21 protein-coding genes are annotated in these 22,067 nt (G+C 61.4%); 16 read left to right on the forward strand and 5 right to left on the reverse strand.

Features of this window, described 5'->3' with window-relative positions:
* Positions 1-846 precede the first annotated feature (846 nt).
* The 4 genes from IEY62_RS20560 (at position 847) to IEY62_RS20575 (ending at position 3,392) form a co-directional block, all read left to right on the forward strand.
* Complete coding sequence (locus IEY62_RS20560; RefSeq protein WP_189021264.1) at positions 847-1,410, forward strand: hypothetical protein; 564 nt, start codon at positions 847-849, stop codon at positions 1,408-1,410.
* A 113-nt stretch (positions 1,411-1,523) separates the two neighbouring features.
* Entirely contained in the window at positions 1,524-2,384 is an 861-nt protein-coding gene (locus tag IEY62_RS20565) for a hypothetical protein (protein WP_189021265.1), read from the forward strand.
* A complete protein-coding gene (locus IEY62_RS20570) occupies positions 2,377-2,967 on the forward strand; it encodes a hypothetical protein (RefSeq protein ID WP_189021266.1) in 591 nt (196 codons plus the stop codon). The genes IEY62_RS20565 and IEY62_RS20570 overlap by 8 nt, the downstream gene beginning before the upstream one ends.
* Before the next feature lie 2 nt (positions 2,968-2,969).
* Positions 2,970-3,392 carry a hypothetical protein gene (locus IEY62_RS20575; protein ID WP_142940352.1) on the forward strand — a complete coding sequence of 141 codons (423 nt, stop codon included), beginning with the start codon at positions 2,970-2,972 and terminating at the stop codon, positions 3,390-3,392.
* A 172-nt stretch (positions 3,393-3,564) separates the two neighbouring features.
* Here IEY62_RS20575 and IEY62_RS20580 read toward each other — a convergent pair whose 3' ends face one another.
* The gene (locus IEY62_RS20580; protein ID WP_189021267.1) at positions 3,565-3,846 is read right to left on the reverse strand and encodes a helix-turn-helix domain-containing protein; all 282 of its coding nucleotides are present in this window, start codon (positions 3,844-3,846) and stop codon (positions 3,565-3,567) included.
* Between the two features lie 494 nt (positions 3,847-4,340).
* Here IEY62_RS20580 and IEY62_RS20585 point away from each other — a divergent pair, with 494 nt between their 5' ends.
* From IEY62_RS20585 to IEY62_RS20640, 12 genes are all read left to right on the forward strand, one after another.
* Positions 4,341-5,417, forward strand: a complete 1,077-nt coding sequence (locus IEY62_RS20585; protein ID WP_189021268.1) for a CHAP domain-containing protein — start codon at positions 4,341-4,343, stop codon at positions 5,415-5,417.
* Positions 5,414-5,926: a hypothetical protein gene (locus IEY62_RS20590; protein ID WP_189021269.1), complete on the forward strand. Its 513-nt coding sequence runs from the start codon at positions 5,414-5,416 to the stop codon at positions 5,924-5,926. Before IEY62_RS20585 ends, IEY62_RS20590 begins: the two co-directional genes overlap by 4 nt.
* 46 nt (positions 5,927-5,972) lie before the next feature.
* The gene (locus IEY62_RS20595; RefSeq protein ID WP_189021270.1) at positions 5,973-7,496 is read left to right on the forward strand and encodes a MinD/ParA family ATP-binding protein; all 1,524 of its coding nucleotides are present in this window, start codon (positions 5,973-5,975) and stop codon (positions 7,494-7,496) included.
* 33 nt (positions 7,497-7,529) lie between these two features.
* Positions 7,530-8,138: a DUF6668 family protein gene (locus IEY62_RS20600; protein WP_189021271.1), complete on the forward strand. Its 609-nt coding sequence runs from the start codon at positions 7,530-7,532 to the stop codon at positions 8,136-8,138.
* A 13-nt stretch (positions 8,139-8,151) separates the two neighbouring features.
* Entirely contained in the window at positions 8,152-8,421 is a 270-nt protein-coding gene (locus IEY62_RS20605; protein WP_189021272.1) for a hypothetical protein, read from the forward strand.
* 28 nt (positions 8,422-8,449) lie between these two features.
* Entirely contained in the window at positions 8,450-9,190 is a 741-nt protein-coding gene (locus tag IEY62_RS20610) for a hypothetical protein (RefSeq protein ID WP_189021273.1), read from the forward strand.
* A 1-nt stretch (position 9,191) separates the two neighbouring features.
* On the forward strand, positions 9,192-10,514 hold the full coding sequence (locus IEY62_RS20615; RefSeq protein WP_189021274.1) for a hypothetical protein: 1,323 nt from the start codon (positions 9,192-9,194) through the stop codon (positions 10,512-10,514).
* Positions 10,501-12,009 (forward strand): SCO6880 family protein, encoded by a 1,509-nt coding sequence (locus IEY62_RS20620; protein ID WP_189021275.1) that lies wholly within the window; start codon positions 10,501-10,503, stop codon positions 12,007-12,009. The genes IEY62_RS20615 and IEY62_RS20620 overlap by 14 nt, the downstream gene beginning before the upstream one ends.
* Complete coding sequence (locus IEY62_RS20625) at positions 12,009-13,601, forward strand: helicase HerA domain-containing protein (protein ID WP_189021276.1); 1,593 nt, start codon at positions 12,009-12,011, stop codon at positions 13,599-13,601. Before IEY62_RS20620 ends, IEY62_RS20625 begins: the two co-directional genes overlap by 1 nt.
* Positions 13,598-15,367, forward strand: a complete 1,770-nt coding sequence (locus IEY62_RS20630) for a type IV secretory system conjugative DNA transfer family protein (protein WP_189021277.1) — start codon at positions 13,598-13,600, stop codon at positions 15,365-15,367. The genes IEY62_RS20625 and IEY62_RS20630 overlap by 4 nt, the downstream gene beginning before the upstream one ends.
* A gap of 11 nt (positions 15,368-15,378) precedes the next feature.
* A complete protein-coding gene (locus IEY62_RS20635; protein WP_189021278.1) occupies positions 15,379-15,822 on the forward strand; it encodes a DUF4913 domain-containing protein in 444 nt (147 codons plus the stop codon).
* Between the two features lie 218 nt (positions 15,823-16,040).
* Complete coding sequence (locus IEY62_RS20640; RefSeq protein WP_189021279.1) at positions 16,041-17,087, forward strand: PDDEXK nuclease domain-containing protein; 1,047 nt, start codon at positions 16,041-16,043, stop codon at positions 17,085-17,087.
* Between the two features lie 80 nt (positions 17,088-17,167).
* On the opposite strand, the gene IEY62_RS20645 is transcribed toward IEY62_RS20640, so the two are convergent.
* From IEY62_RS20645 to IEY62_RS20660, 4 genes are all read right to left on the reverse strand, one after another.
* Entirely contained in the window at positions 17,168-18,058 is an 891-nt protein-coding gene (locus tag IEY62_RS20645) for a carbohydrate ABC transporter permease (protein WP_189021280.1), read from the reverse strand.
* Positions 18,055-18,978: a carbohydrate ABC transporter permease gene (locus IEY62_RS20650; RefSeq protein ID WP_189021281.1), complete on the reverse strand. Its 924-nt coding sequence runs from the start codon at positions 18,976-18,978 to the stop codon at positions 18,055-18,057. The genes IEY62_RS20645 and IEY62_RS20650 overlap by 4 nt, the downstream gene beginning before the upstream one ends.
* Positions 18,975-20,303: an ABC transporter substrate-binding protein gene (locus IEY62_RS20655; protein WP_189021282.1), complete on the reverse strand. Its 1,329-nt coding sequence runs from the start codon at positions 20,301-20,303 to the stop codon at positions 18,975-18,977. Before IEY62_RS20655 ends, IEY62_RS20650 begins: the two co-directional genes overlap by 4 nt.
* A 70-nt stretch (positions 20,304-20,373) precedes the next feature.
* Positions 20,374-21,870, reverse strand: coding sequence for an argininosuccinate lyase (locus tag IEY62_RS20660; RefSeq protein WP_189021283.1), 1,497 nt, complete (start codon positions 21,868-21,870; stop codon positions 20,374-20,376).
* Positions 21,871-22,067: the final 197 nt, after the last annotated feature.

Consider the following 22,067-nt stretch of genomic DNA (forward strand, 5'->3'; position numbering starts at 1 on the left):
ACAATCTGAGCGCCGGGAAGCAATCCAGAATGTAAATCACTAGCTTCGAAGGCCCGCCTAGTGCGGGCCTTCCTCGTTATGAGGCTAAGCGCCCTAGCGGGAACTCCTCCTGCTGGGGAACTGCGTGCAGCTTGGTATTGGCCAGGCGTTCCTCAACCAAATCGGACAGCCAGTCGCTTACATACTGGTAACCCTCTGCCTTTGCAATCTGGTCCATTGCATCCGCTTTGGGAGTTGCGATGCGGAATCCGACGAATTTGCGGTCGCCTTTGGAGCGTCTGCCTGTACGTGTAACTGGAGCCATCATCCCTGTCCTTTGAACTCGGCCGCGGAAGCCGCCGCTACTTCAATAGATTGGTCGAACCAAGTGCCACCTGGTCCTAAGTTGGCGGCTGCTGTACAACCGGCCTTCTCTGAAACTGAAACTACCATCGCGTGCCTTCAGGCAGTGGCATTGAAACAGAAACACCCTCCGGCGTGTTGAAACAGAAACAGAGTTTAGTGGCGGAGCCCTTGCCTGGAGGCTTGCCATGACGCCAGAGCGTCGGCGTGCCCGATGATGGACAGCTTGGGATGCGGACCCGCATTGGGCATGCCACCGCCATCGTCCATGCGACGGAGCGCGTGACGGTGACTAAACCGCGGTCGCCGACGATCGCTGATGCTAAAAATGCATGCCTCATTGCCTTTCATGTGAGGCGTGAGGCGCGTGGTGGCCACTCTGCTAGCTCGAAAAGCTGGCAAACCCATACGCGTCAATCCAGCCTGCTTTTGCCGTAGTTAGGATGTGACATATGTACTTCCTCTTTTCCATACTAAGTTGATCATGATTGTTAAGAGTTAAGCATGCTCAAGACAAATCCTATTGCATCATCCAGTCAGTTTGCAGAGCGGCACCTTGGCCGCCTCGGGAGATTCGCCTCCTGTGCGCTGGATAGGCGTCGAGCAGCCCGCAGAGTATCCGCTTTCACCCGGATACTGGAACTGCCGTCGCCTCTAAGCCTGGACAAGCTCCTGCGGTTTGTTGAACTGGTTACGGAGAGGCCCATCCAGCTCTCGCGGAGGGATGACCTGCTGGATGTGGACATGTCAGGTTTTTGGCATGAGGGCGACGACGTAAACCGTCTATTTCATGTGGGCGACCGATCAGAATTCGCCGGCGAAATGAACATCCTGCACGAGATCTCGCACGTTCTGCTTCAACATGATCCTGAGCCTCTCACGGGGGAGGAATTGGCTGTCGTGTTCCCGGATCTAGACCCGCGGAAGGTGCTCCATGGGTGGAGGCACACCAAGCTCCGGACCGGGATCGAAGCAGAGGCGGAGCTGCTGGCGGACCACCTCTATGCCCAAATCCGCTCCGGAAAGAGGGAAGAAGAGATTTTGGGCTTTGGAGATGTAATCGGTTGACTCTCGCTGGTGTTGTCCTGATCATTGCCGCCGTCGTTCTTCTGCTGTCGTCCGTGGCGATGTATGTTTCCCGGGGTCGCCGGATGCATGGTTCGTGGATCTACGGCAGCTTCTTGGGCTCGCTCACCGCCATCTTCCTTGTCGAGCCGATTTTTTATGCCGTGGACGCAGCCCTGGGAGGTGTCAACTACCTTGCCTTGGCCCAGCGGGCTTTCCTGACGGCGACCCTGCTCTCAATGCATATAGGCATCTGGCGGGCCATGGCCCCTTCGCAACTAAAGCGTCCCGTCATTTTTGCTTGCGTCATAGCAGCGGCCAGCTATGGCGGCCAAGTGATGCTGTTCATCCTGGCAGCTCCGTCGTTTAGCAGTTCGGGTATGCGGCAATACGAAAGCAATCCGCTGGTCGCCACCTATAGCCTTCTGATGCTTGCGCACCTTGCCACAGTGGCCTTTTCCGCGATGCGCCTGAGTGTGCGCTACAGACCGCGTCTCAAGTCTTTGCGCCGGCGTCGGTCGCTGGCATTCGTAGCCCTTGGGTCCGGCTTTGCCCTAGCCGTCGCGCTGATCCACGCCACAATCACCTTGACCGACCTGGTTGGATCCCCACCCGACATCCTCGGAACGCTGGAACGGATCTTCACAGCCAGCGCCGCCATTGTTTTCGCTTTGGCCATCGGGATCCCCACGTTTCCCCGGTGGCTGGGCTCCGCCAGGAAGGACTTCATCGCCCGGCGGGAGCTCTGGAACCTCTGCCCGGTGTGGGCCAAGCTGCAACCGGAAATTGACCAGTACGTCATCTGGCCGTACCGCGGCCGGCTGATGGAAATCATGAGCCGGGACCCCGCCATGCGAAGGCATCGAAGGGGCGTCGAAATACGTGACTGTTTTGAATCGGATGCAACCCTAGAAGGTAGACTCTCTGAAGCCGAACTGGCGACAATTCGAACGATGGAAGTTAACACACATGCTTGACCAGCAAACCAGCCCAGGACGCGCGGCAGAAGCCGTTAGCCGGATTCTCCACCCTGCGGTCTTGCTCCTGGTGGCAGCGGTTGCAACGGCCATCAGCGCTCCAGGATCCGTTCCCGCCCTCGTCGCCACCCTGGCGGCATTGGCAGTCGTGATCCTCCTTGGCGTATTGGTCTTTCCGCGGATCGGCAAGTCCTTGGGCTGGCCTGAAGAGCGCAGGAAGACGAGGAGCTTCATGGCTTGCGCGGGCGTGCTTGGCCTTGGCCTGATCGTGACGGCCCTGTTGGGAGCCCCTGCGCTGCTCATCGCCAACGGCATCGCCTTCTTCATCGGAGCGACGCTCATCGCTCTGGGCCGGTCACGATGGAACATTTCTGTACACACCGCCATGTTCACCGGCATCGTGCTGGGCCTCGGAACATCGCTGTCTCCACTGTGGTTCGCGGCTTTGATTGTGCTGCCGGCCCTTATCTGGTCACGAGCAGCCTTGAAGCGCCAGAACGTTGCCCAGTCGCTCTGGGGAAGCGCCATTGGAGTCGTCGCATGGCTCGCATACCTGCTTAGCCTGTCGTTGCTCGGAGCATAACGGTGGCGCCCAACCTCAACGAAGCGCGGGACGCCTGGCGTCAGACCCTGTCGGAGCGGCTGAATCTCCTGCTCGACGTGATGGTGGCCAGTGGGGGAGAGCCCTACGAGTTTGAAGACATCCGGCGAGGCCTGCAAGAGCAAGGCGTGACTCTGTCTCGCTCGCGCTGGCTGTACATGCGTGACGGCACCGGAGCCACCGTGACGGATGAACGACTGCTCACGGCCTTGGCCAACTTCTTCGGGGTGAACCCCGCGTACCTCAACGACTTCGAAACCGAGATTCCCGAACGCATCGAAAAGCAGCTCAAGTCGCTAAAGACGCTCCGCGAGAAGAGAGTGAAGAAATTCGCTGCCCGTAGCCTTAAGGGCGTCTCACCTGAGAAGTTCCAAGCGATAGCCAGAATCCTGGACGAAGACGACTAGAACACTCACGGCACGCTGATGTTGAGCATGCTTTTTTTATCTTGAGCATGATCAAGGTAGGCTATTGGCGTGCCTACGATCCAGCAATTTGATTTACCCCCACCCGGCGGTCAGGGGGCGGCACTCTCGCGCGAGCGGATGCCTTGCCTGTGGTTGGGATTCGCTCGCGCCGCTAGTCCTCAGGTTGGTCTTCGTCGAGGCCAAGTGCCCGACCCAGGATGGAGTAGCGTCGGGCCACCTCATCGGCGTCGACGGTGTACCTGACTCGCTGGCCATTCCGCTCTTCTGAGGCCGGCGGATCCGCCATTAGTACCCCCTCGGCCTCCAGTTGCACCAGGTTGTTCTGCGCCGTCGGTACCCCAATTTCCAGCCCCTTGGCCACTTCACCCCTGGTGGCCGGCCCCGATTTAGCAAGGTAGCCAACAATGGCCACTTTTGTTGAGTTGCTGAACACGCTAATTGCCCGCTCTGTACTGGATGGGATTTTAGGGCGGGAGTAGCGGGGCATGGTTCTTATTTTGCCGCATCCCCACCCAAGAGGCCTCATCAGATTAGCGGTTAGTTAAACTATTCGCTAATCTGGAGCTATTCACCCACATTCATCTCCGGCCCTCATCACTAAGGAGGCGTTATGCGGCCCACTGTTCACTTGCTAGATCCCAGGCACCCGTTCGACGGCGTAGCTGTAGAGATGCCAGTGAATGGGAAGCGCGCCCAGGCTCCTTTACGAGAACAAGAAATACGAGCCCGGCCGCGGCATCCCAACTGGGCAGTTTGACAGGCACTACTAGTGCAGCTGGGGGCAGTAGATATGGAAGCAGTACCCAGGGGGATGGATTGTGAAGAACACGTTCGGTGCGGTGTGGACCGTGAATGCTTTGCTGTTTGCACACGACGAGGACGGCCTGGAGCACTTCCGTCTCTGGATGCCTGCAGCTGGAGCCCCTGATGCGGCGTAAGTCGCTGGGCCTCCTGGCTCTCATTGCCGTCCCAAGCCTGTTCTTGGGGCTGATCTTCTCATCCGTCCTGCTGCTGGCACCCGCGAAAACTGCTGCAGCTGATTGCGGCCCGGTCTCGGTTGTCGTTGACGGCAGCACGAAGGTTGAGGGGTATTCCGCTGAGCAGTTGAAGAACGCTGCCGCTGTCGTGGGAGCCGGTAAAGCGCTGAATCTTTCCGTGAAGGGTCAGACCATCAGCATCATGGTGGCCCTGGGGGAGTCAGGCCTGCGTGTGCTGGATTACGGGGACGGTCCCGGCCCGGACTCCCGTGGTTTGTTCCAGCAGCGCGACAACGGAGCCTGGGGCTCCTACACGGACCGCATGGACCCGACCATCAGTGCCACGAACTTCATCAAGGCGCTGCAGGCCGTCCCGGGCTGGGAGCAGTTGGAGCCGACCATTGCCGGGAACAAGGTCCAGCGCAACGCCGACCCGTACCACTATCAGAAGTACTGGCCCGAAGCGGTCAAGATCGTCCAGGTACTCTCGGACGGCAAAGTCGGTGTTGACGCTGGTAGCTGTGGCATACCGGGGAAGTCCGGTGCGGGGGATGACTACCCGTGGAAGGACTCTCCGACTTGGTTGCAGGTCGGGGCAGGATCGGCGGCGGCTTCGCCTTTGGGGATGTTCTACCGCGAATGCGTGGACTTCGCTCTGTGGCGGGTCAACCAGCAGATGGGTTCGACCAGTGCCCCGTTCAAGGTCCTCAACGGCAACTTCCGCCCGGACGGTCAGGGCCTTGGTTCTGCGGTGACGTGGAAGGCCGGCTGGGACGCCAAGGGCTGGCCCTCCGGTAAAACGCCCCACATCGGTGCAGTGGTCTGGTACTCGCCCGGTGTTGGCGGCTCGGACCCGACCTTCGGTCACGTGGCCGTGGTCAAGGAAGTCAAGGACGACGGGACTTACGTCGAAGAGGGTTACAACGGCAATCCGCCCCCGGATGACCACAACTACTACACCCGGACCGTCAAAGGCAGTGTCCCGTCCGCGTTCCTGTATCTGCCCAACCAAGAGGAGAAGAAGTGAATAAGCCCCTGGCCCTCATCGCAGCGGTAGGGCTGCTGTGCGCCGGATGCGCACCGGCCTCGAACACCACGCCAGCGCCCATGCAGACGACACCGACGCCTTCAGCCCCGGTGTCCCTGAGCGTTGACAGCGGCCCGCAGGCACCGGGCGGAATCGTCCCTGCCACGATTGGGATCGCCTGGGACCAGGCCAGCAAGGATCAGGCCGTGGATATCGCGCAGAAGGCCATGGCCGACTTCGCCCGCCCCAAGGCCGAGGAACAACAGTGGGCCAATGATCTTGCCCGCTGGCTCACCCCGCAGGCTACCGCCGATTACTCCGCTGTGGATCCGGCCAACATCCCAGCCAACCGGGTCACCGGCCCGGCCAAGCTGACCGTCGATGAATCCAACGGCTACGGCGTCACAGCCACTGTCCCGACCAACGCCGGGACCTACACGCTCCAGTTGCTCCGCACGGGCAAGGACGCCCCGTGGAAGGTCAACCGGCTCACACCGCCAGCGTCCTAGAGTGCCTAACCCCTCTTCACCTCACATACGTAAAGGAAGAAAGTTCATGAGTACTGCATCAACTGAGGTCCTGGCCTTTCCAAGCATCAAGGCCATCGTCCGCGACAACGGCACCGCTGAGGTCGTTGTGGCCGGTAACTCACGCGTCGTCCCCGACGGGGACACACTGCAGGACCTCCGCAACAACGCACTCGCCCTCGTCGTGGGAGAGGCCCAAACTCTGCAGCGCCCGGTTCGGGTCCAGATCGAGGATCCCGAAGGACACGGAGAACTGATCGTGCACCCGGACAACAAGATCGAATCCGTCTCTTACGAACCGCGCCCGGCCCGTCGCCGGGCACAGGCCCCCGCGACCACGCCAGAGACCGTAGCACCGGCCGTCATTGAGACAGTCCCGATGGCCGCACCTCAACCGGTAGTCGTGTCCTCACAGCCAGCCTCGGTCGAAGAAAGAGCAGCGGTAGTGGAACGCCAGCCGTGGCCGCCCACCCCTGTAGAAGCCGAAGCGAACACGGACGGCCCGGGCGCGTCTCAGCTCTCGGACTCGAAGGGGCAGCGAGTCACCGATGCCCAAGTGCCGCAGGCAGCTGCGCCTGCGTCGAAGGCTCCACTGACCCGGCGCAGCTTGAAAGAGACTTCCTTCCTTGTAAGCGAACCTTCCCTAGAACCTGCAAAGAACGGCTGGCGGGGGTTCCTCACCAGCCTTGGATTCCGCATGGAACCTTCGGCTGAAGAACTTGCAGAGCGTGAAGACATCCGGACGGTAAGCCAGCACTGGCCGGGCCCTCGCGTGGTTGGGGTCGTCAACCGCAAGGGCGGCACCGCAAAGACACCAACTACAGTGTGCCTGAGCGCGGTTTTCGCTCGCTTCGGTGGGGGACCAGTGCTGGCGTGGGACAACAACGAATCTCAGGGAACGCTGGGGTGGCGCACCGAGCAGGGGCCGCATAATGCCAGCGTTTTGGACTTGGTGGACTCTTCCACGCGGCTTCTTTCCCCCGAATCCAACAGCGCCGACCTGGCTCACTTTGTGCACCACCAAACAGCAGATAAGTTCGACGTTCTGCGCTCGGATGAGAACGACGAGGGTGACCATGAAGTGACTGCCGAGGAAGTCGACATCGTGCACCGCGTGGCCACCAAGTACTACCGGATGATCGTGATGGATTCCGGTAACACCGCACGATCTGCGAACTGGCGCCAGATGATCCACCACACGGACCAGCTCGTAGTCCCGGTAACTGCCATGGAAGACCGTGCAGAGGCGGCGAGGTTGACGCTGCAGACCCTCGAGTCCCGTGGTGGCCACGACGCCGAACTGGCCCGGAACGCTGTGGTCATTGTTTCGGAAGCAACCGACTCAAGGCGGGGCATGGCCGGGGATGCCCTCAAACGAGCCAAAGACGAAGCACAGCGCATCGCAGACGGATTTGCCCCGTTGGTGCGAGCTGTTGTGCGGATTCCCTATGATCCCGCCCTGGTCAACGGCCCCATCCGTTACGAAGCTCTCCAGCCCGCCACCCAGCGGGCGTGGCTGGCAGCTGGGGCCGCCGTCGCCAAAGGCTTCTAATCCATCCACACGGAACTGAAGAAAGGAGGAACCATGCAACTGTCACTGAACCCCTGGATCACGAGCCCTGCCGAGGGCATCGAAGAACAAACACCTGACGTGCACGTCCCGCCGGCTGCCGTGATCAGCACGCCGCTGAAAGGCATGGTCGAACCCGACACCGCAGATCGTCTGGCAAGCCGCACCATGTCCGGCACCGCAGCGCTGTGGGTTGTCGGCAGCCACGGCGGGGCCGGTGAAAGCCGCACCGCTGATCTGCTGGAAGGGGCACGCCCCACCGGTCACTGCTGGCCTGTCCTGCCGGACGGCAGCAAGCCCCGGGTACTGCTGGTCTGCCGGGCAGACATGCGCGGGCTCACCACAGCTCAAAGCGCCCTGACGCAATGGGCATCAGGCGCCGCACCCGCGGTGGAGCTGCTCGGCCTCGCCGTCCTCGCGGATGCGCCGGGCAAAACACCCAAAGCACTTCGCGAGTTCACAGCCATCATCGGCGGGGGAGCGCCCCGGCTCTGGACCCTTCCGTGGGTCGAGGCATGGCGGCACGGCGACTCCACCACCACACCAACAGCCCGTGAATACCAACGCTTCATCACCGACGTAACCGCACTGGTCACTGAAACCAACCCAAACACCAACCACTGAAAGGCCACTCACCATGAACTCGATCACCGCAATCGCCACGAGCGTCATTCCCAACCCGACTCCCGTCGTCCCCGCGCAAGCAGGGGGCCTGCTTACCGTCCTGAACTGGGCCTCCGGTATAGGCCTCGTCCTCGGTGTTCTCGGCGTCATCATCGTCGGCATCACCATGGTCATCCAGCTCCAGCGCGGCGAAGGCGCCCAGTCCATCGCCAAGCTGGGTTGGGTCCTGCTCGGCTGCATCATCATCACTGGTGCCGCCGGTATCGTCCGCGCCTTCGTCTAAGCCAAGCACCAACAACGGGAGGTTCACTTTGAGCCAGTCAACAGAGAGCACCACCGAGGCCAATCCGTTCACCAAGCCCGGTTTCATTATTGCTGCCGCGCTGGTGGTCGCGCTGATCGCAGCAGCCGTCGTGATCTTCCTGCTCCCCAAAGGACAAGGAAACGCCCAACCATCCCCCGCAGAATCCAGTAACTCCGCCACCGCCAAGCCCATCGGTAGCGCTCCAGCCGGCAAGAGCGTCTGTGGGCTACCTGCCAGCCAGGAAACAGCCCTTGGTACCCCGCCCAAGTCCAAGTGGGAGCTGGTGGGAGCCATGGCCGTTCCGACCGATCCATCAACGTCAGGGCCTGGAACTGTAGGCAAGGACGGCCTGAGGTCGTGCTTTGCGCAGTCGCCTACAGGGGCGCTCTACGCAACGGCCAACATCTGGGCTGCTTCATTCAACGGCTATGCGAAACAGGTCTACCTGGAACTTGCCGCCGACAGTCCCTCACGTGACAAAGCAGTCCAGGCAATCAAGGAGGGCAAGGACGTCAGCGGTGGAAGCTCTCCCAAGGTCCAGATCGCTGGTTTCATCCTGCACTCTTATACGCCCGAAGCTGCGGTGGTAGAGCTGGCGATTAAGAGCAGCGACGGGGGATATGGCGCTTTCTCGACGTCACTGGTGTGGGAAGACGGCGACTGGAAACTGGATATTCCCGCTGCAGGCGGAGGAACGGTCCGGCAGATCAGCGATCTAAGTTCGTTCATCCCTTGGGCCGGTGTCTGACATGGCAGAGAAAGAATGCGAAGTTTGGAACGTCGTTTGCTGGACCGGGCAGGGTGCCAGCAATGTTGCCGCAGGTATTGCCGATGACGCCATCAACAATCTGGCCAAGGCCATCATGGAGGGCATGAGCCAGATGGTGACGACTCTGTCTACCTTCTGGGTTTCAACGCCGACGGTGAACCTGACGAGTCAAGACGGTTCGACGGCAAGCCCTGTTGTTTCCGCCGTCAACAGCGAGTTGATGCCGTGGACACTGGCACTGGCAGTCCTAGCTGTCATTCTTGGTGGCATTCGGTTGATCTGGGAGCAGCGCGGGGCACCTCTAAAAGACCTACTCAGGTCACTATTGACGCTCACCTTGGTAAGCGGCCTGGGCTTAGGGACAATTTCGATCCTTGTGATCGCAGCCGACGTCTTTTCAGCCGAGATTATCAAGCGGTCCACGGACGGCAAGGGCTTCGCAGAATCGATGAAACTCCTGGTACTTACCAACCAGACAGGCGTCGGAGTTTTCATCCTCATCGTCCTGGGTCTCATCGGCCTGCTCGCGTCCCTTATCCAGATAGTCCTTATGGTCGTCCGCAGTGGCATGTTGGTGGTCCTTGCGGGCATCATGCCAACCACAGCCTCGTTCACCAACACTGAGATGGGCAAACAATGGTTTCAAAAGGCCGTCGGCTGGACCATCGCCTTCATCGCCTACAAACCCGCCGCCGCCATCGTCTACTCCGTCGCGTTCCTGCTCATGGGCGGGAAAGGCCAGGATGCCCTGATCAGTTCCATTACGGGTTTCACGTTGATGATCGTGGCGCTGTTCGCTTTGCCCGCCCTGATGCGTTTCGTGACGCCACTGGTTGCTGCCGTCGCCTCCGGAGGGGGTGGCGCAGGAGCTGGCGCCGCTGTGGCCGCGATCGCCACTGGTGCGGTCTCACTTGGTCGTGGCGGTAGCGGCAGGGGCAACGCTTCACCGACCCCTTCATCATCAACGAACACATCGAGCACCCAAATGGGCAGTTCGCCAAAGGGCAGTAATGGAACGCCCGGCCCCCGAGGAGGGGGAGGACAGCCAACACCCGGCGCTACGGGGCCCGGTGGAGCTGCTGGCATGGACGCAGCTGCCAAGGCCGGAATGGCCGGTGCCGGATCTGCTGGGGCGACGGCAGGTGCCGGTGCAGGGGCGGCCGCAGCCAGCGGGGGAGTACCGGCAGCTGGTCCGGCTGGTGTGGCTGTAGCTACAGGAGCAAAGGTGGCGTCCGCGACGTCGCAGGCAATCGAAAAGACCGCACAGGATTCAACCGGGGAGGGCCCCAGTGGCAGCAATTAACACCGAATACAAAGAACCGTCCTACGGCAACTGGCGCGTACCGCGCTCAGCCGGGCTGGCCAACCTCGGCGCGATCGGCACCGCGATCGTCTTTGCCGGGCTTTTGGCTGGCATCGTCAGCTTCGCTATTTGGGGCCTGTTCGTCGGCCTGGGCGTTCTTGCCTTTGCCGGTGTCAGCGCCTTGCTGCTGACAGTCAAGGACAAGCACGGCCAGTCCATCGTTGACCGCTTTGGCACCCGGATGGCTTTCAAGATCTCACGCTCCTCCGGGACGAACCTCTACCGTTCCGGTCCGCTCGGTGTAACGCCGTGGGGCATGTACCAGCTCCCGGGGTTGGCCGCGAAGTCGACCCTCTACGAATTCACCGACTCCTACAAGCGCCCGTTCGCCCTGCTGCACGTGCCCGCCACGAGCCACTTCACCGTGATCTTCTCCACCGAACCCGACGGGGCCTCCCTCGTGGACCCGGAGCAGGTCGATGCGTGGGTGGCGAACTGGGGCGGCTGGCTCGCCGGCCTGGCCGATGAGGCAGGGCTGGACGCCGCAGCGGTAACGGTAGAAACCGCCCCGGATTCTGGCTACCGGCTCCGGAACGAAGTATTGATGAACATCGACCCGAACGCACCCGAGTTCGCCCGGGAAATGCTCCACGAGGTCGTAGACACCTATCCGGAAGGATCGGCGACGGTCCGCGCCTGGGTATCGCTGACGTTCAAGTCCGCCATCCGTACCGGGGCCAAAAAGCGGACGCCGGAAGAAGTCGCCCGTGACCTGGCCTCACGGATCCCCGGCCTTTCGGCACGGTTACAGTCCACTGGTGCTGGCATCGCCCGTCCAACGACAGCGCAGGAGCTTTGCGAGGTCGTGAGGATCGCCTACGATCCTCCCGCAGCGCTGATCATTGATGAAGCCCATGCTGCCGGGTCCCCTGTGTCCCTGACTTGGGGCGAGGTCGGACCCACCGCGCACCAGTCCAACTGGGAGAACTACCGGCACGATTCCGCGTTCTCAGTTTCCTGGACCATGACCGGTGCCCCGCGTGGATCGGTGAATTCTTCGGTCCTGGCCCGGTTGCTGGCTCCGCATGGGGACATTGACCGCAAGCGCGTCTCGTTGCTGTACCGTCCGATGGATTCGGCCCGTGCCGCTGCCGTGGTCGAACAGGACCAGAACAACGCCAACGTCCGTATCACTTCCGGAAACCGGCCATCAGCCCGTGCCTTGGTGGATGCCCGGTCAGCGCAACAGACCGCGCAGGAAGAAGCCCAAGGTGCCGGGTTGGTGAACTTCGGTGTGGTCGTCACGGCCACCGTGACCGACCGCGAACGCCTTCCAGACGCTGTGGCTGCTGTGGAACAGAGTTCCGGTAGCGCCAGGTTGTTGCTGCGCCGGGCTTACGGGTCACAGGACACCGTGTTCGCCGGATCTCTGCCTTTGGGCCTGGTGCTGCCCGAGCACAGCATGGTCCCATCCGAGATTAAGGATGCTCTGTAATGGCCTTCCCGAAACTCACCCGTTCCTCGAAGCACAGCACCTCCCCGGTTAAGGCTGCGCCGAAGAAAGCTGAGAAGCAGCCGCGTGAGGCTGGGCCTGGTGCCCGTGGCTGGCCGGGTCGTGGCGGGGGCATGGCCCAGCTCGTCCCTTCCGTGAAGCAGTACCGGGGTACAACGGTTCAGGTCTGCGGCCTGTGGCCGTTCTCTTCCGGGGCGTCCTCACCCATGGTCGGTGTCCCGCTGGGCCGCCACGAGGAAACACAGGCCACGGTCTGCTGCGATCCGATCAGCTGGTTCCAGCGCGCGCGCCTGATTTCGAACCCTTCGGCGTTCATCCTGGGCAAGCCTGGGCTGGGGAAGTCCACGGTCGTGCGGCGGATGTTCATCGGACTCTCCGCACAAGGGGTTCACCCGTTGATCCTGGGTGACCTCAAGGGCGAGCACGTCAAAGCCGTCAGGGCCCTCGGTGGGCAGGTTATCCGGCTTGGTCGAGGTGTCGGGTACTTGAACATCCTTGACCCGGGTCAGGCTGTTGAAGCCGCGCAGCTTCTTGAAGATAACGGCCACCCTGAGGACGCGGCGCGCGTCCGGGCCGACGCGCACGGCCGCCGCCTGACCATGGTGGTTTCGCTGATCACGATCAGCCGGAACAACCCGCCCACAGACCAGGAGCAAACGATCCTGGACCGCGCCTTGCGGGTCCTCGATGACCGCTTTGACGGTGTGCCGGTGTTGAAGGACCTGTTGGACGTTATCGTCTCCGCCCCCGACGAGCTGCGACAGGTCGCCCTGGACCGCGGCGACCTGAACGTCTACCTGCAGGAAACCCGGGCGTTGGAGGCAACCCTGCTCGGTTTGACCGGTGGCGGGAAGCTGGGGGAAATCTTCTCCCGCCAGACCAGCCAGCCTATGAAGCGTGACCGGGCCGTGGTCTTCGACGTCTCCAGCATTGACGAGACCGAAACGGACCTGCAGGCCGCCGTCCTGCTCGCGTGCTGGTCCTACGGCTTCGGTACGGTCAACGTCGCCAACGCCCTCGCCGATGCAGGTTTGGAACCGCGCCGGAACTACTTCGTGGTCCTGGACGAGCTGTGGCGGGCGCTGCGGGCCGGTAAGGGCATGGTGGACCGTGTGGACGCCCTGACCCGGTTGAACCGTTCCGTGGGTGTTGGGCAGATCATGATTTCCCACACGATGTCTGACTTGTTGGCCCTGCCGGCAGAAGAGGACCGGATGAAAGCCCGCGGATTCGTCGAACGCTCCGGAATGGTGATCTGCGGCGGGCTTCCGGCCTCGGAGATGCCGCTGCTGACCTCGGCTATTCCGTTGTCCTGGCAGGAGCAGCAAAAGCTCATTGGCTGGCAGGACCCGCCCGCGTGGGACTCACGCGGCGTCGACGTCGAACCTCCGGGCCGGGGAAAGTTCCTCATCAAGGTCGGCGGCCGTCCTGGGATCCCTGTCCAGGTCGGTCTCACGTCCTTGGAGAAAGGCCCCGAGGGCGTCAATGACACCGACGGCAAATGGCATGCAGCCCCCGAAACCCTGCTTGAACCGGCAGCCCCAAGTCTGCCCAGTGATGGAGGTACACAGTGAGTGCACCAAACCGCAAGGGAATCGGGATGGGCGATGCGGTGCTGGTCTGGCTAGCCATAGGCTTCATCGTCGTCTTCGGCGGCGGAACCTACACCGCCCTACACCTCGGCTCGTGGATGGCTGGCATCGACGCGCCACCAGCCCATCCGATTGATCTGATCGCCGGCCTGGTCAAGGGCCGGGTGCCGTGGCCGACCGAAGCCACGGTCGCTGCCTGTGTCATGGCCGGTGTGGTGCTGGCCCTGACCATCGTTCTCCTCGTAGCCTGGAAAAAGGGTGCCTCAAAGCGCGCACGTGTCGATAAGGCCGCCCGGTACCTTGGACGAGGTAAGTCGCTGGCCGCGTTCTCCGAGAAGGGAGCGAAAGCGACCGCCGAGCGCCTGGGCGTGAAGGATATTGCGGGCATCGTGGTCGGCAAGGTCGTCTCCACAGGCCAGAAATTCATCCAGTCGTGGGAAGACCTCAGCATCGACATTTGGGGACCCCGTACCGGTAAATCGACCTCACGGGTCATTCCCGCCATCCTGAACGCACCCGGCGCCGTGGTCTCGACATCTAACAAGCGCGACGTCGTGGACGGCACCCGTGGCGTCCGCGAGCAAGCGGCCCCAGCGTGGGTGTTCGACCCGCAGAAGATCGCCCAGGAAGAACCGGACTGGTGGTGGAACCCGCTCTCCTACGTCACCGACGAAGAGAAGGCCTACAAACTCACCCAACACTTCTCCATCGGCTCCCGCGTCCCCGGGTCCAAGCCCGACGCCTACTTCGATCCCAAAGCCGAGGACATTCTGTCCTCGTACTTCCTCGCGGCCGCACTCGGGGATCTGCCCATCACACAGGTCTACATCTGGGTCACCGAACAGGTCAGCCAAGAGCCTATTGAAATTCTCCGGGAGCATGACTACGAGCTGCAGTACAAGGGCCTTGAATCCACGCTAAAGCTGGCCGATAAGCAGCGCGACGGTATCTTCGGCACGGCAGAGAAAATGATCCAGTGCCTCAAGAGCCGAAACACGCTGCGCTGGGTCGCACCGACCGGTGGGGCAACGGTGGCCACGGATGCCCGCCGCCAGTTCAACCCGCACGCGTTCGCTGCCTCGCATGAGACGATCTACATCCTCTCCAAGGAAGGTGCCGGCTCCGCAGCCCCTCTCACCACAGCCCTGACAGTTGCCATTGCAGAGGCGATGGAGGAACGCGCTGAGCGCTGTGGCGGTCGCCTTCCCCAGCCCGCCGTGTTGCCACTCGATGAGTTGGCCAACGTGGTGCGATGGGCAGCGCTGCCGGACCTCTTCAGCCACTACGGATCCAAAGGCATCATCGTCATGGGCATCTTGCAGTCCTGGTCCCAGGGCGTGGAGTTGTGGGGCGAGGCAGGAATGCGGAAAATCTGGTCAGCGGCAAACGTGAAGGTCTACGGCGGTGGTGTGGCAGAGGCAGGCTTCCTCCGCGAGCTCATGGACCTGATCGGGGACTACAGCTACATCAACGTCTCCACGTCTTCCGGCAAGTCCGGTTCCAGCCGGTCCCGCCAACAGAGCAAGGAACGCATTTTCGACGTTTCCAACCTCGCCGAACTCGACCGTGGCCGGGCTGTCGTCCTCGCCTCCGGCGCCCCCGCCACCCTTGTCCGGACCATGCCCTGGTACACCGGACCCCATAAAGAAGCCGTGGAGGCATCCATCAAGAAGTACAGCCCGCGTCCTGAAGAACCCACTGAGACTGTGCCAGCTGCATCGACAGTCAACCCCTGGGTTACAAAGTAGGAGCGCCCACGATGACAAACGACATTGGCTTGTTCGCCCCGGCTCCTGGCAGCGGAGACCCTGGGGTGTCTACGGAGAAAGCAGCGGAGGAACCGAAAGCACCGGAGCTGGTGTACGGGTCGGCCGAGGAGTTCCTGCACGAGCAGCTGCTCCCCACGTACGTGCGCGACGTAGATGGTCGGGCCGCGAAGTGGTGTCTCGACTGGTACTTCCACCCCGAGGCCGTCTCCCGCGTCGAAGCGCTGTGGCGGGCTTGGGAACACCTCAGGCTCGACGGGGCCACCGGTATGAGCGTGTGGTGGAGGGATCATGCAGACCACCACATGCGCGTCCTTCTGGACCCGCGGGGGCCGTTTCACAAATGCGACATGCAAAAACACCGCGACCCCGAACATCTGGAACCCAAGAAGGCACCCGCAGGCTGGTTTCCCGATGCGAGAGGGATGTGGCCCTAGGCTCCCGGCAGCGACGTACGCGGCAGCAGGGCGAATCGACAACGCACTGGTTCGGGCTCAATAGTGCAACACGCTGTTGCACTATTGGCTGTGCATCCGGAGGCCCCAACAAAGGACACAATCCGATCCCAAACAGCTTCCGATTGAGATGAAGCTCCCAATTGCGCCACTGGCTGTGGCGCAATTGTCCCGAAGTGGCGGCCATTAGGGTTGATGGTATGACTGACTCGCGTTCCTTGGCCCTGCCGTCAGGGTATTCCGATTTCTTGGCCTCGCTCAAGGAACGGGTCCGGACCGCCCGTTCGACCGCCCTGCGAACTGTCAACACGCAGCTGATCGAGTTGTATTGGTCGATTGGCAAGGCTGTCTTGGCCCGTCAGGAGGTCGAGGAATGGGGGAGCGGGGTTATGGGGCGTCTGGCCGAAGACCTTCGGGCCGAGTTTCCCGAGATGAAGGGGCTGTCTCGATCCAATCTTTTTTACATGCGGGGTTTCGCCGCGGCCTGGCCGGACCCAATTGTCCAACAGGCTGTTGGACAATTGCCGTGGGGCCACATCACCGTGCTGTTGGACAAGTTGGACCACCGGCGTCAGCGGGACTGGTACGCGGGTGCGGCCGTTGAGCATGGATGGTCTCGCAACGTCCTGTTGAACATGATCATGAACCGGACCTTGGAGAGGACCGGCGCGGCGCCGTCGAACTTTGTCCAACGGCTTGTTGGACAGGATTCCGAGCTGGCCCAGCAAGTCGCCAAGGACCCATACAATTTCGAATTTCTAGGCCTGTCGGGGGAAGTTGCCGAACGGGAACTTGAACTGGCGCTGACCAGCAGGATTACCGAAACCCTGCGGGAGCTGGGCCCTGGGTTTTCGTTCGTTGGCCGGCAGGTGCACTTCGATGTTGACGGCGATGACTACTACATCGACATGCTGTTCTTTCACATGGACCAGAACCGGTATGTGGTCATCGAGCTCAAAACAGGAAAGTTCCAGCCTGAGTATGCCGGCAAGCTGAACTTCTATGTCGCTCTTGTCGATGACATGCTCCGCCGTGAGCACCACAACGAAACCATCGGCATCCTCATCTGTGGCACCAAGAACGACCGCAGCGTCCGGTACAGCCTCGGCCGCTCAACCTCACCCATGGCCGTCGCCGCCTATACCTACGACAAACTGCCCGCAGACGAGAAAGTCGCACTGCCTAACGAAGGGCACGTTGTCGCCGCACTCGATTGGGCAGAAGCAAGCATAGAATCCGAGGACTGAACGACGCCGGGTGCGCTAGTTATCGACGAACGGCAGAGGGGCGGGCCAGATCTGGCGCGCCCCTCTGTATTGTGCATTTGCTACTTGCTGAATCCTGCTGTGAGGCCTGCGACGAGTTGTCGGCGGCCGACGATGTAGACGAAGACCAGTGGGAGCGCGGAAAGCACGACGGCAGCGAGAATCGCTGGAGTATTAATGGTGAACTCACCTTGGAAGGCCCAAAGCGAGAGCGGTAGGACACGGTTTTCTGCGCTTTGGGTCAGGATCAGGGGGAAGAGGAAGCTGTTCCAGACGTTGAGGGCGTTGTAAATGGCAATAGTGACAATGGCGGGGCGGATGAGGGGAAATGCCAGGCGCCACATCATGGACCAGTCCGAACAACCATCGAGGCGCATGGATTCAAAGAGTTCGTTGGGTACGTCCCTGAGGAAGTTGGCCAGGATGAGCACTGAAACTGGCACGGCGAAGGCGATGCCGGGCAGGATGAGCGCCAGGAGGCTGTCGTAGAGGTAGAGCTTGGTGATGCCCCAGTAGATCGGGATGATCGTTGCCTGGAGGGGTATGGCCAGCCCGAGCAAGAACAGTCGGCTGACTCCGGTGAGCAGGCGTCCGTTGCCGCGGACGATGGCGTACGCGGCCATGAAAGAGATCAGCACTGCTGGCAACACAGCCCCTGCGGTGACGATCAGGCTGTTGGCGAGGTATCGGAAGAAGTCGTTTTCGAGCACGAGCTGGTAGTTCGCCAGTGTTGGGTTTTCCGCGGGAAGGAAAGGATTCGAGGCGAAGAAGCCTTGTTGGTCTTTGAAGCTGGTGATGACGACGTAGTAGATCGGCAGGATCACGACGGTGAGCCAGAGGAAGCCTGCGGCCCCGGCTGGAACGTTGAGCGGCTTCCGAGACTTGCGCAGTGGTGCCGTTGAGGTGGGTCCAGTCGTTGACCGTGGGGCTGATGCTGTTCGGAGGCTCATCATGCACCTTCCAGTTGGCTTGCTTGGCGGTTCTTACCGCCGAGTCGTTGAATGAGGAGGGCTAGCCCGAGGCCGAAGACGGCGAGGATCACGCCGAGGACGCTTGCGCCGCCCATGTCATTGGCACGGAAGCCTTCGAGGTACATGAACAGTGGCAGCACGGTAGTCGCGTGGCCGGGGCCTCCGCCGGTCAGGACGAAAATGAGGTCAAAGTAGGTCAGCGTGCCGACAACCATCAGTGTTGTGGACGTGATGAAGGTGTACTTCAACTGGGGGACCGTAATGGTGAAGAACTGCTGGACCACATTGGCTCCGTCGATGCTTGCCGCTTCGTAGAGGGACTGTGGAATCTGTCGTACGCCGCCTTGGTAGACCAGGACGTGGAACGGAATGTGCTGCCACGACAGGACAAAGACCACCACGGCAAGTGCCAAGTCGGGGTTGCCGAGCCAGTCCTGCTTCAAGGCTTCGATGGGAATCGCTCCGCTGAGCCCGAAGTTGGGGTCCAGAAGTGCTGTGAAGGTCAGGGCGACAGCGGCCGAGGACAGCAGGATGGGGACGAAGAAGAGGACCGACAGGACGGCCCGGTAGCGTTGGAATCCGGCCGTGAAGACTCCGAGGAGCAAGCTGATGGGGATCTGAATGGCGCAGCTAATGAGGATGACTTTGACGGTGGTCCATAGTGATCCACCGGTCAATGGGTCCGATAGTACGGATGCCCAGTTGGCGAAGCCTGCCCAGCTGATGTCACCGATTCCGTCCCAGTGCATGAAGCTAAGGACGATAACTCCGCCGAGGGGGATGATGGCGAAGGCTACGAAGAAGACCAGCGCGGGGACGGTCAGCCACGCCAGCGATGCCCTGGTGCCATCAATGCTTTTGACGCCGGTTTTCCTGGCCCGGCTGAGTGTTGGAGTGCTCATTTCTTGCTCGCAGCGTTCATAGCGTCAACAAACTGCTGGGGGGTTTCCTGTTTGAGGAACACCTGTGACAGGTGGGTCAGCAGCGTGTCTGCCAGTGACGGGTCCACGGCCTGGTCCCAGGAAAATTGGAATGTGGGGGCTTTCGCTGCCAGGTCGTAGGTGTACTTGAGGAAATCGCTGTCCGGGGCCGTGCCGAGTTTGCTGTCCACTCCCTGCAGCGGAGGTACGGCGCCGGTTTTGATGATGCCCTCGGTGTAGGAGTCGTTGAACAGGCCGCTTGCGAGGAAGTCCTTCGCAGTCTTCTTCTGTGCTTCGGACGCGGTCGATGAGACAGAGAAGAAGTTTGCGGGGGAGCCGACGGTGTAGGACGGGTCGCCCTTGCCGCCCTCAATGGTGGGGAACGGTGCGTACCCAAGCTTGTCGTTGGCAATGAATTCCGGTGAACCTTGCTTGATGGCTTGGAACTGGGAGGAGAGTTGCAGGCACATGGCAGCCTTGCCGGTGTAGAGCAGGGCCAATTCCGAACCCGAGTTGGAGGCAGTGGACGCGAAGCTGTCTTGGAAACCGCCGGCGTCGACGAGTTGCTGAATCTTCTTCAGCGCCTCAAGGACGGCAGGATCTGACCATGCGCCGGGTTCGCCCTTTTGGATTCGTTCCCACACCCCGGTTCCGCCCTGGCGGTCAACGAGGAATTCAAGCCAGATCAGCTCCGGCCATTTCGTTTGCCCTCCCAGCGCGAAGGGGGCGACACCGATCGCCTTGAGTTTGGGGACCGCGCCGAGGATGTCGTCCCAGGTTTTCGGAGGCTCAATACCGGCTTTATCCAGAAGGTCCTTATTGAAGTACATGGTTGCCGGGTTCACTTTGTTCATCGGCAAGGCGTACGTTTTGCCATCAATCACACCGTTTTGGAGAACGCTGGGAAGGTAACGGTCAGCGACTTCCGGCTTTTCCTTAACAAGGTCGCTGAGGTCTTCGACGGCTTTGTTGTCGACGTAGGACTGCAGAACGCCGCCGGTCCAGTTGAAGATCAGGGTCGGGGCCTGGCCTGCGCCAACAGCGGTGCGGATCTTTGCCTTATAGGCGTCTGAGGCAAAGAATTCGACATTGATCTTCCGGTCGGGGTTCTTTTCGTTCCACTGAGCGACCGCATCCTTGATGACGGGCTGGTCTCCGCTGGTCAGGGACCACATGGTGGCGGTGGCTCCGCTGGACTGTGAAGGGCCACCGCTGCCGCAGCCGGCAACTGTAACGCCGAGCGCCGCAGCGACAGCCACCGCTGCCAGGCGCTGGCGGTTTCGTTTCGTCGATAACGCAGAAAACATGAGGATCTTCCTTCTTCTTTGAGGGTTTTGCCGCGGTCGGGCGACGTTCCAGTTAGGTTCCGGGGGCGCCTTAGGGCGTGTGCTCAGTGCCGTCGGCAGCTATGAGGGCCGCGTCATGCAGGAGGCGTTCCCGTGCCTGCAGGAGGTGGGCGGCCAGCGAGTCCACGAGCCTGCGGTGAGCCTCCAGGTCCGTCCCGGCTTCAGCAGCAAGTTCCTGTCGTCTGACCTTGGAGGTCCCGCCACGGCTGATCCGGCTTTCTACAAAGGCCTCCGGATCCAGGACTGATGAAAGACGCTGCGCGCTGTAGTGCTGCAAGGGAGCTTCGCCCAGCTCCGGGTTCAGTGTGCCGTCGGGAACGTCGGAGGTCTCGTGCGCGGTAACGAACCGGGCGACAAGGTCGTGAGCCGGGCGGAAGCTCAAGCCGTGGCTCAGTGCCAGATCGTCGGCGAGGGCACTGGCCGTGGACCAATGTCTGCCCGCGGACGCCTTCATTGCTTCGACGTTCACCTCCAAGGTTGCAATGGCCTCGGTGAGAAGCGTGATTGCCCCGGTTGTCTCTTGGCAGTAGCCGGGGATCAGGTTGTGTACATAGCATTGATCCACGTCGGTGGACGTGGATGTGTGCATCACACCCAGTTGGCTGGCACTCCACCCCACCGCGCTGCCGGCCAGGCCCCGGATCCGCTCGAACACCATGGGGTTCCGCTTCTGCGGCATCATGCTGGAGGTGCCACACAGCGAAGGGTGGATCCGCACCAGCCCAACTTCTGTGGAGGACCAGTAGTAGAGGTCAGAGGCAAGCCTGCTGATTCCGGAAAGTGCCAGTCCCAGGGTTGCGGCCAACTCGGCTCCCATGTCGGTTGCCGCTGCGCCCGCGTCCCGCGCATTGGGAATGGGACGATCGAACCCCAGATATGACGCCGTGGCTTCGCGGTCGATGGGCCATGACGTTCCGCTGTAAGCGGCCCCGCCGAGCGGGCTTTCGTTCAGACGTTCATAGGCCTGTTCAAGGCGGCTGAGATTGCGGGAGACGGCCCAATAGTGGGCGTTGAAATAGTGCCCTAACGTGCTCGGCTGGGAGTGCTGCAGGTGAGTGTATCCGGGGATGAGGACACTGTCGTAGTGTTCAGCGGCATCCAGGAGAGTCTCGCCAAGCACGATGAGCTCGGCCATTACGGTAAGGAACGCCTTGCGGTTGATCAAGCGCCAGCCCGTCGCCTTCTGGTCGATACGGCTTCGGGCCCGCTGAATGTCCAGGCCACCCGGGCCGCACTGGTCCTCGAGATACCGCTCGATCTGCAGGGTGATGGTGCCGATTTCTGGATCTCCGGCCAGGATCGCCCGGGGACCTTTATCGAGCAAGCCGAGCAGAGCGGTTACAAGTGCCCGGCCGTGGTCTTCGGTGAAAATTCTCTGGTGGGTCAGCATTACGGCGTGGGCGATGTCCATCAGGACGTATTCCTCAGCCCCCGCCAGCTCATCTGTGAGTTCCAGCCCGTTCACGTGTTCCACCAAAGCCGCTGAAGGACGGGCGCCAAGGCGGCCGTCGGTAAGCGTGGCCCTCATGGTCGCCCTGCGGCTTCGGGTGCCGCGGCCGGGCCGCAGGATTCAGGCTTTAACCGATGGGACATTGGGATTTCCTTTGATCAATGTAAACGTCAACATCATCAGTATTGGACCAAAGAAGCCAGCATGTCAACGATTACATTGAATTTCATGTCGACGATTACACTGGAGGAACCATAAAAAACCGAGGGGGCTGG

Source organism: Paenarthrobacter histidinolovorans (assembly GCF_014647595.1).
Classification (GTDB): Bacteria; Actinomycetota; Actinomycetes; order Actinomycetales; family Micrococcaceae; genus Arthrobacter; species Arthrobacter histidinolovorans.

Bases quoted from the DNA above. Each gene is read 5' to 3' on its own strand.
- IEY62_RS20635 (WP_189021278.1), top strand. From the start codon at position 15,379: ATGACAAACGACATTGGCTTGTTCGCCCCGGCTCCTGGCAGCGGAGAC.
- IEY62_RS20560 (WP_189021264.1), top strand. From the start codon at position 847: ATGCTCAAGACAAATCCTATTGCATCATCCAGTCAGTTTGCAGAGCGG.
- IEY62_RS20595 (WP_189021270.1), top strand. From the start codon at position 5,973: ATGAGTACTGCATCAACTGAGGTCCTGGCCTTTCCAAGCATCAAGGCC.
- IEY62_RS20660 (WP_189021283.1), bottom strand. From the start codon at position 21,870: ATGAGGGCCACGCTTACCGACGGCCGCCTTGGCGCCCGTCCTTCAGCG.
- IEY62_RS20645 (WP_189021280.1), bottom strand. From the start codon at position 18,058: ATGATGAGCCTCCGAACAGCATCAGCCCCACGGTCAACGACTGGACCC.
- IEY62_RS20605 (WP_189021272.1), top strand. From the start codon at position 8,152: ATGAACTCGATCACCGCAATCGCCACGAGCGTCATTCCCAACCCGACT.
- IEY62_RS20600 (WP_189021271.1), top strand. From the start codon at position 7,530: ATGCAACTGTCACTGAACCCCTGGATCACGAGCCCTGCCGAGGGCATC.
- IEY62_RS20650 (WP_189021281.1), bottom strand. From the start codon at position 18,978: ATGAGCACTCCAACACTCAGCCGGGCCAGGAAAACCGGCGTCAAAAGC.
- IEY62_RS20655 (WP_189021282.1), bottom strand. From the start codon at position 20,303: ATGTTTTCTGCGTTATCGACGAAACGAAACCGCCAGCGCCTGGCAGCG.
- IEY62_RS20640 (WP_189021279.1), top strand. From the start codon at position 16,041: ATGACTGACTCGCGTTCCTTGGCCCTGCCGTCAGGGTATTCCGATTTC.
- IEY62_RS20585 (WP_189021268.1), top strand. From the start codon at position 4,341: ATGCGGCGTAAGTCGCTGGGCCTCCTGGCTCTCATTGCCGTCCCAAGC.
- IEY62_RS20570 (WP_189021266.1), top strand. From the start codon at position 2,377: ATGCTTGACCAGCAAACCAGCCCAGGACGCGCGGCAGAAGCCGTTAGC.
- IEY62_RS20625 (WP_189021276.1), top strand. From the start codon at position 12,009: ATGGCCTTCCCGAAACTCACCCGTTCCTCGAAGCACAGCACCTCCCCG.
- IEY62_RS20615 (WP_189021274.1), top strand. From the start codon at position 9,192: ATGGCAGAGAAAGAATGCGAAGTTTGGAACGTCGTTTGCTGGACCGGG.